Source organism: Rhodococcus sp. ZPP (genome assembly GCF_017656075.1).
Lineage (GTDB): Bacteria > Actinomycetota > Actinomycetes > Mycobacteriales > Mycobacteriaceae > Rhodococcus_F > Rhodococcus_F oxybenzonivorans.
In genome coordinates, this window is sequence record NZ_CP058638.1 from 4,278,800 (window position 1) to 4,292,647 (window position 13,848).

Sequence of the window (13,848 nt, forward strand, 5' to 3'; positions counted from 1 at the left end):
AGGTGGATGTGGTGAATCAGTTTTCGCTGGTGAGTGTTTCGACGACGGTGTGGACCGGGGTCGAATTGCGGGTGAGGTCGAGGACGGGGCAGTGTGCATCCACCGCTTCCTGCAGCTCGCGGTAGCGCTCCCGCGATTCCGGGCCGGTCAGTGTCACGACGACGCGCACTTCGCCGAACCCGGCACGGACGGACTCGTCGAAGCCGAAGAACCCACGCACGTCGAGATCTCCCTCGGCCCGGGCGGAGATGTCGTCCACTCGGATTCCGAGCTTGTCGGCCCAGAAGCGGTAGGTGACCACCTGGCACGACAGCAGCGACGCGAGGTAGTACTCGACGGGGTTGGCGGCGGCGTTGCTACCACCGAGCGCGGGCGGTTCGTCCACCTCGACGCTGTACTTGCCGAGGGCGATTGTGCTGGCCACGGCGTCGTGCGCCTGGGCGGACGCGCGGAAGACGACCTGGGCGTTGGCGGGATTCTGGGAGACGGCGTCGGAGGTGGCGGCGATGACGGACGACAGGTGTGAAAGTGACGCGGTATCGGTGGCAGACATGGCGAATCCTTCGAACGGAGGGTGTACGGGATTGGCCCGGCGGAGGGAAAACGTCACGCCGGGATGAGTCCGATCAGAGACTCGGACACCCTGAGGTACACACCAACGCGAAATCGACATGGCGGCGCCGCGTCAGCAGCTCGCCGGAATCGATCGCGTGGAAGTCGGTCACGGACAGACTGTAACCGGAAGACACGCATTCCGACTAGTCCTATAGGAAATGCGCTCAACGGGTGGGCAGCGCCCGGCACAGTGCGTCGAGTGTGGCGGCGAAGCGCGCGGACGACGGTGTGCTGTAGCCGACGACGAGACCGTCCGGCCGCTCGTCTTCGGCGTCCGGATGGCGGAACGTGCGCAGACCGATGACGGCCAGACCCAGCGCCTCGGCGCGTGCAATCGTGGCCTCTTCCGTTCCTGCTGGAAGTTCGAGTACGGCGTGCAATCCGGCCGCGATGCCGGCGACGTGCACGTGCGGTGCGCGAGATGCCAGGGTGGCAACCAGGGTGTCGCGGCGTCGGCGGTACAGGGTGCGCATCCGACGGACGTGCCGATCGAGCCCGCCACACCCGATGAACTCGGCGAGGGTGAGCTGTTCTGTAGCGCTGACCCACCTTTCGTAGTCGCCCTTGACCGCCAGCACGTCGTCGATCAGCCGATCGGGGAGCACCATCCAGCCCACGCGCACCGCGGGAGACAGGCTTTTGCTCACGGTGCCGAGATACACCACGTGTTCGGGCGCCAGACTTTGGAGCGCACCGACGGGCTGTCGGTCGTAGCGGAATTCGCCGTCGTAATCGTCTTCGATCACCACCGCGCCGGTACTGCTCGCCCAGTCCACGAAAGCGGTTCTCCGGCTGGGGTGCAGCGGGCCACCGGTCGGGAACTGGTGCGCCGGCGTGGCGAGTGCCGCGGTGAGAGAGGGACCGTTCACATCGGGCGGGTGCGCGCCCCGATCGTCGAGTGCCAAAGGAACGGTGGCCACCCCGGCGTCACGGAGGAGTGCGCGGTGCAGATGTAACCCGTAACTCTCCACTCCGATCGGGCCGCCGAGTGCGCGGGCGAGCAGCCACAATCCGTGTCCGGAACTCGCGCTCACCACCACGGACTCCGGGTCGGCGCGGACGCCGCGCGTGCGGGTGACGTATTCGGCTACGGCGCGGCGTAATTCGATCCGTCCCCGTGGGTCGCCGGGACCGAACGCGTCATGGGGTGCCGCTGTCAGGGCGCGTCGCGCCGCGGTTGTCCAGGCGGTTCGCGGGAACTCTGCGACATCGGGGGAGCCGGGCATCAGACTCATCGGTGGTGGAGGCGGGACGCCCCGACGCATGCGGGGGGTTTGCTGCGGCTCCCGGGCGCGGTCCGCCACCCGGGTGCCCGAACCCTGGCGTGCAGTGAGCCAGCCTTCGGCGACGAGCTCGGCGTATGCGCCTGCCACCGTGTTGCGTGCGAGACCGAGGTCGGCCGCCAGGGTGCGCGACGGTGGCAGGACGGTGCCGGGCAGGAGTCGGCCCGAACGGATCGCCGTGCGCAGCGCCGCGACCAGGTCGGCGCGCGGCGTGGTCGAAGGAGTGCCGGACGAGGACACCATGTCGAGGTGGAGATCCCGACCCACGCCCGAATTGGCCCAACTTTCCATGACCGGATTGAACCACGAACCTGGGCTACTGGGCGCATAGTCTTGTCGTATGACCACAACGGAACGTAAGACGCGGGTCGACATCGCGAAGAAGGCGCCCGCCGTATACAAGGCAATGATCGCCCTCGACGCCGCGGCTCGTCAGGGACTCGACCCCGAGCTGGTCGAGCTGGTACTCACCCGGTGTTCCCAGATCAACCACTGCGCCTGGTGCATCGACATGCACACTGCCGACGCCAGGAAGATCGGGGTGAGTGAACAGAAGCTGTTTCTCCTCAACGCCTGGGAGGAGGCGCACGGCCTGTACACCGAGAAGGAGCGGGCGGCGTTCGCCTTGGCCGAGTCGATCACGGTGTTGACCGACGGATTCGTCCCCGACTCGGTGTATGAGCAGGCCGAGGAATATTTCGACGAGGCCGAGCTGGCTCAGCTCATCTCACTGATTCTCACGATCAATGCCTGGAATCGGATCGCTGTGAGCACGAGGAAGACGCCGAAGGTGCGCTGACTTCGGCGGCGGCGTGGTCAGGCGTTCTGCGCGGTGAGGGCGTCGATGGCTGCCTGCAGCTTGGTGGTGGCCTCGTCTGCAACCTCACAGAGGCCCTGCTCCTCGGCCACGGACACCATCAGCGCCGGATTCATCGCGTCGATGATGATCGTGTTCTCGGCGGAGGTATCGGCGCGCACCACCACGTTGCAGGGCAGGAGCAAGCCGATCTGCCGGTTCACGTCGACCGCGCGGTGCGCGAGCGGCGGATTACAGGCTCCGAGGATCAGATAGTCCTCCATATCCTCACCGAGCTTCGCCTTCAGGGTGGCTTTCATATCGATCTCGGTGAGCACTCCGAAACCCTGCTCGGCCAGAGCCTGGCGGGTGCGCTCGACGGCGTCATCGAACGAGGTGTGCAAAGTCGTCGACAGTGCGAGCTTCATGATGGTGCTCCCTCGGGGCTGCTTTCCTCTCCCACGATACCCCGCGCGGTAGGCGAAGCATATGGTGCACGAGGTGCCATGAGACGTTGTGGGCGGAGTGAACGTCCGGCCTCGGCCGGAGGGTAGGACGACAGGATCCCGATGTATATGCCTGTTGTCCAGTTGTTTTCGTTGTGTTCGCGCGAAACCTTCAGCGTCGGTGACACATGCCACAGGACGGCAGCCGATTCGGGCGTTTCGCCCGGTCGTCACCGTAAGGTGTCGACATGTCGATCCTCGAGAATGAGAAAGCGCCCCCATCCGCTGCCGTCCCCGGACCGACCCTCGGTGAGAGGTTGCGACGCAACGCCCGGTACGACGTGCCTGCCTCGCTCGTCGTCTTCCTCGTCGCCCTGCCGCTGTCGCTCGGAATCGCCATCGCATCCGATGCCCCGGTCATGGCGGGCCTCATCGCCGCGATCGTCGGCGGCGTGGTGGCCGGATCGATCGGCGGATCACCCCTTCAGGTCAGCGGTCCGGCGGCCGGATTGACCGTCGTAGTAGCAGAATTGGTAGGCACCTTCGGGTGGCGCGCCACCTGTGCCATCACCGTCGCGGCCGGATTCCTGCAGATCATCTTCGGGCTCAGCCGAATTGCGCGAGCTGCCTTGGCGATCGCTCCCGTCGTGGTCCATGCAATGCTGGCCGGGATCGGAATCACCATCGCTTTTCAGCAGATTCACGTTCTCCTCGGAGGTGGATCGCACAGCTCGACGTGGGCCAACATCACGCAGCTTCCGTCTCAACTCGCATCCGCACGATACGGCGAGGTTCTCATCGGATCGGCCGTGATCGCCATTCTATTGCTGTGGAAGAAGGTGCCACCCAAGTTCGGCATGCTCCCCGGACCGCTCGTCGCGGTTGCGGCGGCCACCCTTGCCTCACTGGTTCTTCCGCTCGACATCGATCGAATCACGTTGGACGGCTCGCTGTTCGACGCGCTGTCGCTACCCGCGATGCCACAAGGCCCGTGGCTGGCGGTGGCAACAGGTGTGCTCACGGTGGCGCTGATCGCCAGCGTCGAGAGCCTGCTCTCCGCAGTCGCGGTGGACAAGATGCACGGCGGCGAAAGAACCGAATTCAACCGGGAACTCGTCGGCCAGGGATCGGCCAACATGGTTTCGGGGCTGATCGGGGGACTGCCGGTCACCGGTGTGATCGTGCGGAGTTCCACCAACGTCGCGGCGGGTGCACGAACCCGGGCGTCGGCTGTATTGCACGGAGTGTGGATTCTCGTCTTCGCCGCGCTGCTGACCGCGCTGGTCCAGCAGATCCCGATGGCCGCGCTCGCCGGACTGCTCATCGTGATCGGTATCCAGCTCGTCAAGCTCGCCGATTTGCGCACGGCCCGGCGCACCGGCGACCTGTGGGTGTACGGGGTCACCGTGGCGGGTGTCGTCTTCCTCAACCTGCTCGAGGGAGTGCTCCTCGGCCTGGCTCTCGCCGTGATCCTGCTGCTGTGGCGGGTCATCCACCCGAAGATGCGTGCGGAGCCCATCGGTGGTTCCGGGACCGAGGGATCCGGCCGGTGGCGCGTGACCGTCGAGGGGTCATGCAGCTTCCTGTCCATGCCTGCATTGACCGGGCTGCTCGCGAGGGTGCCCGACGGTGCGCACGTCACCGTGGAACTGGCTGTCGACTTTCTGGACCACGCCATGTTCGAGGCGATCGACGAGTGGAAGCGGCACCATGAGCGGTCGGGTGGGATTGTGGTGATCGATGCTCTCGGCACCGTCGACATGGACTCCATCGGTGACGCGCCTCCACAGCGCGGGGTCGGAGTGGCGAGCGCCCGGAGGTTCGCCCCCTGGAAAAGCTGGCAGCCGCGGCACTCTCGCGCAGACGACTCCACGCCGGTCGCCCTGCGCCCACTGCTGGCGGGAGTGGCCGAGTACCACCGGCGCAACGCCGCACACCTGCAGTCGCACCTCGACGACCTGAAGGACGGTCAAAGCCCCGATTCGCTGTTCCTCACCTGTTCCGATTCTCGCATCGTGCCCAACGTGATCACCAGCAGCGGTCCGGGCGATCTCTTCACGGTGCGCAATGTCGGCAATCTCGTCCCGGTGGGTCGACAGGACGTGTCGGTCGAAGCCGGGCTGACGTTTGCATTGGAGGAACTGAACGTCAGCTCCGTCATCGTGTGCGGCCACTCGGGTTGCGGTGCCATGAAAGCTGTACTTGGACAGGGGAAAGAACGAGACGACCACTCGATCGCCGAGCAGGGGCCCGTCGAGCAGTGGCTGACGTTCGCGCAGCCGAGCCACAAGGCGTTCCTCAGTGGTCATCCGGTGGCACGTGCGGCTGAGGAGCTCGGCTTCGACGAAGTGGACCGGTTGGGAATGGTCAACGTCGCGGTACAGCTACAGACCCTGCAACGGCATCCGGTGGTCGGCGCAGCAGCGGCCGAGGGCCGAGTGCGCGTGGCGGGAATGTTCTTCGACATCCCTTCGGCACGCGTACTCGAAATCACCTCGACCTGTGTGTCCTATCTGGACACTGTGCCCAGCTGACTCAGAGCAGGTGGACCTTCTTGTACAGCCGCTTGGACGGGCCGCCGACGAGGCCGACGCTGTCGAGGAACTGCATCAGCTTGGAACCGGACGTGCGGACGGTGTCCTTGTAGTGCTGGTTCCGCTTGGCCTCGGCGATGGCACGCTCCGGATCGAGGCCGGCATTCGAGTACACCTCCTTGCGGATCATGCTCTTCATGACGAAGTAGACGACGACGGCCGTGTTGAGGCGCTCCAGCTGCAGTCGTGCCCAGCTGGCGCCCTCGATGCGTCGTCCGACTTCCTCGCGTGCGAAGCGGATGTGCCGGGCTTCTTCGAGGACGTGGATCTTGCTCACCGTCCGAGTGACGGGCTGCACCCGCTCGTCCTTCATGAAGTCGCGCTGCATCATGTCGAGGATCTCCTCGGCGGCCATCACGCTGGCGTACGCATTGGCGCCCTTGAAGAAGCCACCCCAGATACGTCCGAGCTTGTGGATCACGGGGTGCGGGCCGTAACTCGGCATGTCGAGGCGTTCGCCGGCGCGAGCGAACATCACCGAGTGGCGGCACTCGTCGGCCACCTCGGTGAGGGCGAACTGGACGTGCCGGGAGTGCTTGTCGCGCCCGTACACGTCGCGGAGCAGCATCTGCATCAACAGGATCTCGAACCACAACCCGACGCTCGAGACGCTCGCCGCCTCGTGCTTGGTGAGCTCGATCTTCTGCGCGTCGGTCATCTCGTCCCACAGCGCGGTGCCGTACAGGGTGCTCCACTCGGGCGTGAGCCCGAACTTGTCGTCGGGAATGGGTGCTTCCCAGTCGACCTCCACCATCGGGTCGTAGGACTTGCGGGCCGAGGACGCCAGCAGGCGCTGAGCGGTCTCTTCGCGGTCGGAGACGACAATCGATGCGGTCATGACTACCCCTTGATCAGTGGCCGGTGCGGTCAATTAAGTGTGACAGCGTGTTACTGATACTGAACGATACAATGACAGGGGTCACAAGGGCAACGTTCATTCAGTCGATGTCGGCCGTTCGCTCGGCGGCATCCCGCTCGGCTGCATCGACGCGAACCGACGGGTGTCGGCGACCGGGCGCCCACACTCCGAGCAGGACCGCGGAGGCGAACAACACTCCGGCCAAGACGACGGAGGCCTCGTCCATTCCCTTCAGGAGTGCGTCGCGCGCGAACGTCGCCAGCTGCTCGCCCTGTGGGCCCGCCGTTTCGGCGACGTGCAGTGCGGCCGCCAGTGAGCCGGAGACCGGTTCCTTCGCTTGTTCGGGAAGTGCGTCGACCGCCGGCTGGACGTTCCGGCTGTAGCCGGTGGCGAGGATGCTGCCGGCCAGGGCCACTCCGATGGCCGACCCGATCTCGCGGGCGGCGTCGTTGACGGCAGAGGCGACGCCCTGCTTGGCATCGGGAGTGTTCTGGACAATCGCGGCGGTGGCAGGTGCGGTGCACAGCCCGATGCCCAAGGCCGCGACGATGAGGGGGAAGGACACCTCCAGATAACTCGAATCCGCATCCAGGCGAACCAGCAGGAAGATTCCCGCGCCGAGGATGGCGGTCCCGGCCGCCAGAAGTGGCCGGAGGCCGACGTGCGGGACGACCAGCGGCATGACGGCGGACATCATGACGACCGGAACCGCAATGGGCGCGAGCGCCAGCGCCGACTGCAGGGGCGAGTACTCCAGCACCAACTGCAGGTACTGGATCGCCAGGAAGAAGAGCCCGAGGGAGGCGAGAAACTGCAGGAGCAGTGACATCGACCCCGACCCGAAGGCACGATTGCCGAACAATCGCACGTCGAGAAGGGGATGTTCTCGGCGGAGTTCCACCCAGGCGAAAGCGCCGGCGGCGACGAGTCCGCCGACGAGCAGAACCAGGACGACAGGATCCAGCCAGCCTCGATGCGGGGCCTCGATGGTGCCGAAGACGAACATGCCGACGGCGGTCACGATCAATGCAGTGCCGGGCAGGTCGAGCGGAGAATGGCTCGCGTCCCTGGACGAGGGAATGGTGAAGCTGACGAGCAGGATGAGCCCGGACACCACCGCGAGGCTGACGAAGATCGCCATCCACGACCACTTCTCGAGAAGCGCACCGGACACCAGCATTCCGGCGATGGCACCCGAACCGGCCACGCCGGACCAGATGCCCACGGCCCGCCCGCGCTGCGACGGCGGAAAACCCGCTGTGAGCAGCGACAGCGTCGCGGGCATCACGAAGGCTGCCCCCACTCCCGCAGCCACTCGCGATCCGATGATCCACTCGGGCGCGTCGTTGATGAGGGGCACCGCGGTGGCGGCGCCGAAAACGAGCAGTCCCAGCATGAGAAGTTCACGTCGGCCGTACCGATCCCCGAGTGCGCCTGCGGGCAGGAGCAGGGCCGCGAGCGTCAGGGTATAGCCGTCAACGATCCAGGTGAGCTGACTCTGGGTGGCCCCGGTGTCGCGTGCCAGGTCCGGCAACGCGGTGTTCAGCGCCGCCATCGCTGCGACGACGAGCGCGACCGCACAGCAGGAAACCACCAGCATCCATATCTGCCGGAACGTCCATCCAGTCGTGTCCGGTTGGTCGGCCTGTACCTGTGGTGCCTCGTTGCGAGGATGCACGGTGGTCCTCCCGATAGGAAATGAGACTGTCAGTATCGTTGGTAGACTGTTAGTTCACAAGTGGTGTCCACGGCGAGAACGGCGGCCAGATGACCGAGCAGGATCCCCGCAAGCAGCGTTCCCGCGCGAGGCTTCTCGACGCAGCGACGACTCTGCTCGCCAAGGGTGGTACGGAAGCCGTCACCATCGATGCCGTCACCGCACTGGCGAAGGTGGCGCGTGCCACGCTGTACCGGCATTTCGGCAACGGCACAGAGTTGGTGGCCGCTGCATTCGGACGACTCATTCCGCCCGCTCCGACCGTTTCCGAGGAGGGCGATCTCCGCGACCAGCTGGTCGAGTTGATGGTCAGTCAGGCCACCCTGATCGAGAGCGCGCCGATGCACGTCACCGCGATGTGCTGGCTGGGAATGGGCCCGGCGCTGGAGGACTATTCCAGTGCGGCTGCGCTGGAGTCGGACAAGCCGGAACTGCGCACGCTGAGGCAGACGATCGTGGAACAGTACCGCGCGGCCTTCGACCGGATCTTCGGGACACCGGAGGCCGCCGAGCGGCTCGGTGAATTCGACTACGACCTCGCGCTCGCTCAACTGGTCGGCCCACTCGTCTTCACTCGCCTCGCCACGCTGACCCCGCTGGGCCGGGAGGCCTGCGAACAGATCGTCGACGACTTTCTGGCCGCGCGGGCCGCGCAGATCGAGACCGCGCGGGCCGCGCAGATCGCGTCGCGGCCGTCGCCGGTGATTGCCGAAGTTCCGCCAGCTCAGGCTCTGTGACGTCGACAGCTCGGGACCGCGTCGTTACCGTGGCACCTGCGCCCGGCACCCAATTGCCGGTCGTGTCGACAAGATGATGTGGGAAGGGCTTTCTCGATGATCACTGAAGCACTCAACTGGATCCTCGGTGCGTGGGGCGGGGTAGCCGCAGGAAGCAGTGGATACTCCATTCCGCCCGGAACCCTGCCCTTCGGAAGCTGATACCAGAGAGTTAGCCCTCGCGGTCTCGTCGCAGCACATACTGCTCGAGCCGCCGTATACCCCGGACCCGTCGCGGTCGTAGCTGCTTGAGATAGCAGCCGGGGGTGTCGGCCAGTGCGCCGGCGAGCTCGTCGTCGATCAGCACCGTGCCGGGACGTGCCGAACTTGTCAGTCTCGCCGCGGTGTTGACGACGGAGCCGTAGAGATCCCCGAATCGAACGAGAGCCGGTCCCATCGCGAGGCCCACCCGGAGATTCGGGTCGCCCTCGTCGGGGAGTACCTGTTCCTGAAGAGTGAAGGCGATGGCGGCGGCGTCGGCCGGCGACTCGACCGCGAACATCACCTCGTCGCCCACGGTCTTCACCACCCAGCCGTGGTGTCCGCTGATCACGGACGCCGAAGCCGACTCGAACCGTTCCAGCAGGTCGGCGAGATCCCGCGCGCCCAATTGGCGGGTGAGCGAGGTGTACCCGACGATATCCGCGAAGCCGACGACCAAAGTGCGGCTAGCCACTTCCTCGCCCGGGTTGCCCACGTTGCGGCCCGTCGTGGACGCGATGTGCCGTCGCCACACATAAGCCTGCAGCGACTCGACCGCGGGCAGGATGTCGGCGGTCAGTTCGCGCACCTGCCGCCGGATCGCTTCCGGGTCACTATCGGTGGAGCCGGCGAGCTGTTCGATGATGTGGGTGCTGATCAGCGACACCTGCCACTCGGCCAGCCTGGACATCGATTGGCCGAGCGCACGGGCAGCCGCCACTTCGCGGTCCGGCGAGATGATCCCTCGATCGACGAGAGACGCGATGGTGCGCAGGGCTTCGATGTCTCCCTCGGTGAACATCACCCCGTGTGGGTCGGTGTCCACTGCGTAACCCATGGACACCCACAGTCGGTCCGCACGTTCGACCGACACTCCCGCGAACTCGGCGATCTCCAGCCGGGTGTATCGCCGAGGGCCACCGAGCAGCGACTCCTCCAGATCGGCCTGGATGTCGCGGAGCAGGCTCGGCTCGACCTCCGGAACCGTCTCCGTCTCGTCGTCATTGGTGTCCGCGACCACTGCTGTCCTCTCGCGCGCTCATCACTTGCCTTCGATCTGCTCTCAATCTGCCATTGTGCGGGCCCGCCCGGTGCGGAAACGTCGGTGGCGTGTGCGAGAGTTGCTGGGCTCACGAGCCCGTTCGCGAGATCACCCCAGAAAGGACAGCGCCATGCCGCCCCGTAGACGTTCCGGTGCAGCCGCCACACCGGATCACCTGACAGCGGAGAATCTCGAGACCCTCGCTGCTGCGATCGCGGAGGGCAGACGCGCCACCGTGTATCTGCGCGAGGCGATGCCGAGCCTTCGTCTCGAAGCAGGCGCGTCGGCGAGAGCTCTTTCGGTGCAGGGTAATACGGTGATGATTCGGCCCAAGGGTGTCGACGACGAGCTTCCGTTCGAAGCGGAGGAGCTCATGATGAAACGCCTTCCAGCACCGAAGACCGCACCCGCGACAGTACCCGCGAAGCCCGCTGTCCACCAGGAGATCGAGCCCGGTCCGCCCGCCGCCAAGGCTCCGGCGCCGAGCACCGTGTCGGCGCCCGAGCCCGTCGCTGCCGCACCGAAATCCGCCGCGACGCCCGCGAAACGGACAACGAAGAAAGCCCCCGCCGGCGTGAGCGTCACCATCCACGCCGGAGCGGACAACGACTGGAGTGTCACCGTCGCGCACGGGGCCAAACGTCCGGGTAAGGCCGTCCCCGTCTCGCCGGAGGCCGTGGAGCGTGCCGTGCGCGAACTGGGCGAGGAGACGGCGATCGAGGCCGTCGAGTCGATCATCGTTGCGGCGCGCAACCTCGCCGCGGCGAGGGTCGAGGAGCTGAGCAGGCAACTCGAGGACGCCCGGAAGGCGCTGGAGGCGCTCGGCGCCGGGGAGTGAGCTGTGGCGCTCGGCGCCGGGGAGTGAGCTGTGGCGCTCGGCGCCGGTAAGTGAGCTGGCGGCCGCGATTCTCCGTCGCATTCCCCCACGCGCGCAATGGGTGGGGTGGGATTCTTATGGGGAGACACGCGGCCGTCGGGGCTCATTTTCCGGGAAGGTTCGAACAATGTTGAAACGATTCGCGGCGGTTGTTGCAGCCACGGTGGGAGTTCTGGGTTTTCTTGGCAGTGGTATCGCGACGGCCGCGCCTCCGGCGGTCCTCGGGGGTGGGTCGGGGATCGTGGTGAATGACGAGTTGGTGTGCACGCTCACCACGATCGGGAATGACAGCGGCGGTCGCCTGGTCGGTGTGACGGCGGGCCATTGTGGTGATGTCGGTTCCACCGTGGTCTCCGAAGCTGCGTTGGACACCGGAGTGGTGGGCACGTTCGTGAAGTCGAACCCGGCGCTCGACTACGCGGTGATCCAGTTCGATCGGGCGAAGGTGGTGCCGGTCAACCGGGTCGGCAATGTCACCATCACCCAGATCGGTGCCCCGGCCAGCTTCCCGCAGGTCGCATGCAAGGAAGGACGAACCACCGGCAACACCTGCGGAATCGTGTACGGCGACCTGATGCAAACCCAGGAGACGTGGACGCAGGCGTGCGTGGTGGAGGGCGATTCCGGTGCACCGCTGGTCGTCGGTACCACCCTCGTTGCCATGGTCAACGCCTATTTGGCTGCTCCGTGCATCGGCCCGGAGATCGGAACCAACATGTCGGTGATCGTCGGCGACATGAATGCGAGCGGCGGTCCGGGCGCAGGCTTCCGGCCCATTTAGGCGCCTTCGGCGCTCGTGAGTGGTTAACGAGTCTCTGGACTCGTCAACCACTCACGGGCGCGGAGCGCCTAGCCGCAGACAGCGCCGCCGGAAGCGGAGCCGACCAGCTTGGTGTACTTGGCCAGAACGCCACGGGTATAGCGCGGCGGGAGCGGCTCCCACCCGTTCTTCCGGGCGGTGAGTTCCTCTTCGTCGACGAGCAGGTCCAGCGTCCCGGTGCCCACGTCGAGCCGAATCTGATCGCCGTCGCGGACGAAGGCGATGGGCCCCGCGTCGACGGCCTCGGGTGCGACGTGGCCGACGCACAGGCCGGTGGTGCCGCCCGAGAAGCGGCCGTCGGTGAGGAGCAGCACGTCCTTGCCGAGGCCGGCGCCCTTGATCGCGGCGGTGATGGCCAGCATCTCCCGCATTCCGGGACCGCCCTTGGGTCCCTCGTAGCGGATGACGACCACGTCACCGCTGGTGATGGTGCCGTCCTCGAGGGCGTCCATCGCGGCTCGCTCGCGATCGAAGACGCGGGCGGTGCCGGTGAACACGTCGGAGTCGAAACCCGCCGACTTCACCACGGCACCCCCGGGTGCGAGTGAACCCTTCAGGATGGTGATGCCACCGGTCGGGTGGATGGGTGAACTCATCGCGCGGAGCACCTTGCCGTCCGGGTCCGGGGGCGCGATGTCCGCGAGGTTCTCCGCCATGGTCTTGCCGGTGACCGTCAGGCAGTCGCCGTGGAGGAGTCCGGCGTCGAGGAGCGCCTTCATGACGACGGGAACACCGCCGATGTGATCGACATCCGTCATGACGTGCGAGCCGAACGGTTTGACATCCGCCAGGTGCGGGACACGTGCTCCGACCCGACTGAAGTCGTCGAGGGTCAGTTCGACCCCGGCTTCGTGAGCGATGGCGAGAAGGTGCAGGACGGCGTTGGTGGATCCACCGAACGCCATGACGACGGCGATCGCGTTCTCGAATGCCTCTTTGGTGAGGATGTCGCTGGTGGTGATGCCCCGGCGAAGCAGTTCGACCACGGCTTCGCCGCTGCGCCGGGCGAAGCCGTCGCGGCGGCGGTCGGTCGCCGGGGGAGCGGCGCTGCCGGGAAGGGACATACCCAGTGCTTCCGCGGCACTGGCCATGGTGTTAGCGGTATACATTCCGCCGCAGGCACCTTCGCCGGGACAGATTGCGCGCTCGATGGTGTCGACATCTTCACGACTCATCAGTCCGCGGGAGCAGGCGCCGACCGCTTCGAACGCGTCGATGATGGTGACTTGTCGTTCGCTGCCGTCGGACAGTTTCGCGATACCGGGCAGGATCGAGCCGGCGTAGAGGAAGACGCTGGCCAGGTCGAGCCGGGCGGCGGCCATCAGCATTCCGGGCAGCGATTTGTCGCACCCGGCAAGGAGGACCGAACCGTCGAGGCGCTCGGCCTGCATCACCGTTTCGACGCTGTCGGCGATCACCTCGCGCGACACCAAGGAGAAGTGCATGCCTTCGTGCCCCATGGAGATCCCGTCGGAGACGGAGATGGTGCCGAACTCGAGCGGGTATCCACCGCCCGAATGAACCCCGTCCTTCACCGACTTCGCGAGGCGGTCGAGCGAGAGATTGCAGGGGGTGATTTCGTTCCACGACGATGCGACGCCGATCTGCGATTTCCCCCAGTCGTCGTCGCCCATGCCCACCGCGCGGAGCATTCCGCGGGCTGCGGTCTTCTCCAGTCCGTCGGTGACGTCGCGGCTGCGGGGCTTCGGATCCGAGATTGTCATGAGTCACAGCCTAGGCGCGCGCCGACAGCCCGGTCGCCCGAATCCCGTGGCAGGCCGGTGCTACCCGACCCGCATATCGATCAGTGCGATTCCAGACG

General features: G+C 66.2%; 12 protein-coding genes. 5 read left to right on the forward strand and 7 right to left on the reverse strand.

Going from position 1 to position 13,848, the window contains the following annotated elements; genetic code table 11:
- Positions 1-16: 16 nt before the first annotated feature.
- Positions 17-553 (reverse strand): OsmC family protein, encoded by a 537-nt coding sequence (locus HYG77_RS20265; RefSeq protein WP_208960382.1) that lies wholly within the window; start codon positions 551-553, stop codon positions 17-19.
- 226 nt (positions 554-779) lie between these two features.
- A complete protein-coding gene (locus tag HYG77_RS20270; RefSeq protein WP_208960383.1) occupies positions 780-2,189 on the reverse strand; it encodes a PLP-dependent aminotransferase family protein in 1,410 nt (469 codons plus the stop codon).
- Between the two features lie 49 nt (positions 2,190-2,238).
- On the opposite strand from HYG77_RS20270, the gene HYG77_RS20275 reads away from it, so the two are divergent.
- Positions 2,239-2,697: a carboxymuconolactone decarboxylase family protein gene (locus HYG77_RS20275; RefSeq protein WP_208960384.1), complete on the forward strand. Its 459-nt coding sequence runs from the start codon at positions 2,239-2,241 to the stop codon at positions 2,695-2,697.
- Positions 2,698-2,714: 17 nt separating this feature from the next.
- On the opposite strand, the gene HYG77_RS20280 is transcribed toward HYG77_RS20275, so the two are convergent.
- Positions 2,715-3,122, reverse strand: a complete 408-nt coding sequence (locus HYG77_RS20280) for a DUF302 domain-containing protein (RefSeq protein WP_109333491.1) — start codon at positions 3,120-3,122, stop codon at positions 2,715-2,717.
- A 266-nt stretch (positions 3,123-3,388) separates the two neighbouring features.
- Between HYG77_RS20280 and HYG77_RS20285 the strand changes: the two genes are divergently transcribed.
- Complete coding sequence (locus HYG77_RS20285) at positions 3,389-5,674, forward strand: bifunctional SulP family inorganic anion transporter/carbonic anhydrase (RefSeq protein ID WP_208960385.1); 2,286 nt, start codon at positions 3,389-3,391, stop codon at positions 5,672-5,674.
- 1 nt (position 5,675) lies between these two features.
- Here the strand turns inward: HYG77_RS20285 and HYG77_RS20290 are convergent, their stop codons facing one another.
- A complete protein-coding gene (locus HYG77_RS20290) occupies positions 5,676-6,572 on the reverse strand; it encodes a diiron oxygenase (RefSeq protein ID WP_109333487.1) in 897 nt (298 codons plus the stop codon).
- A 100-nt stretch (positions 6,573-6,672) separates the two neighbouring features.
- Positions 6,673-8,193, reverse strand: a complete 1,521-nt coding sequence (locus tag HYG77_RS20295; RefSeq protein WP_208963455.1) for an MFS transporter — start codon at positions 8,191-8,193, stop codon at positions 6,673-6,675.
- A 167-nt stretch (positions 8,194-8,360) separates the two neighbouring features.
- Between HYG77_RS20295 and HYG77_RS20300 the strand changes: the two genes are divergently transcribed.
- The gene (locus HYG77_RS20300; RefSeq protein WP_244372971.1) at positions 8,361-9,047 is read left to right on the forward strand and encodes a TetR/AcrR family transcriptional regulator; all 687 of its coding nucleotides are present in this window, start codon (positions 8,361-8,363) and stop codon (positions 9,045-9,047) included.
- 211 nt (positions 9,048-9,258) lie between these two features.
- Here HYG77_RS20300 and HYG77_RS20305 read toward each other — a convergent pair whose 3' ends face one another.
- Positions 9,259-10,308, reverse strand: coding sequence for an adenylate/guanylate cyclase domain-containing protein (locus tag HYG77_RS20305; RefSeq protein WP_109333483.1), 1,050 nt, complete (start codon positions 10,306-10,308; stop codon positions 9,259-9,261).
- A gap of 151 nt (positions 10,309-10,459) precedes the next feature.
- Between HYG77_RS20305 and HYG77_RS20310 the strand changes: the two genes are divergently transcribed.
- Positions 10,460-11,167 (forward strand): DUF6319 family protein, encoded by a 708-nt coding sequence (locus HYG77_RS20310; RefSeq protein ID WP_208960386.1) that lies wholly within the window; start codon positions 10,460-10,462, stop codon positions 11,165-11,167.
- Positions 11,168-11,333: 166 nt separating this feature from the next.
- On the forward strand, positions 11,334-11,987 hold the full coding sequence (locus HYG77_RS20315; protein WP_109333479.1) for a S1 family peptidase: 654 nt from the start codon (positions 11,334-11,336) through the stop codon (positions 11,985-11,987).
- A gap of 68 nt (positions 11,988-12,055) precedes the next feature.
- On the opposite strand, the gene ilvD is transcribed toward HYG77_RS20315, so the two are convergent.
- Positions 12,056-13,750, reverse strand: a complete 1,695-nt coding sequence (gene ilvD, locus HYG77_RS20320) for a dihydroxy-acid dehydratase (RefSeq protein WP_109333477.1) — start codon at positions 13,748-13,750, stop codon at positions 12,056-12,058.
- Between the last annotated feature and the right edge of the window lie 98 nt (positions 13,751-13,848).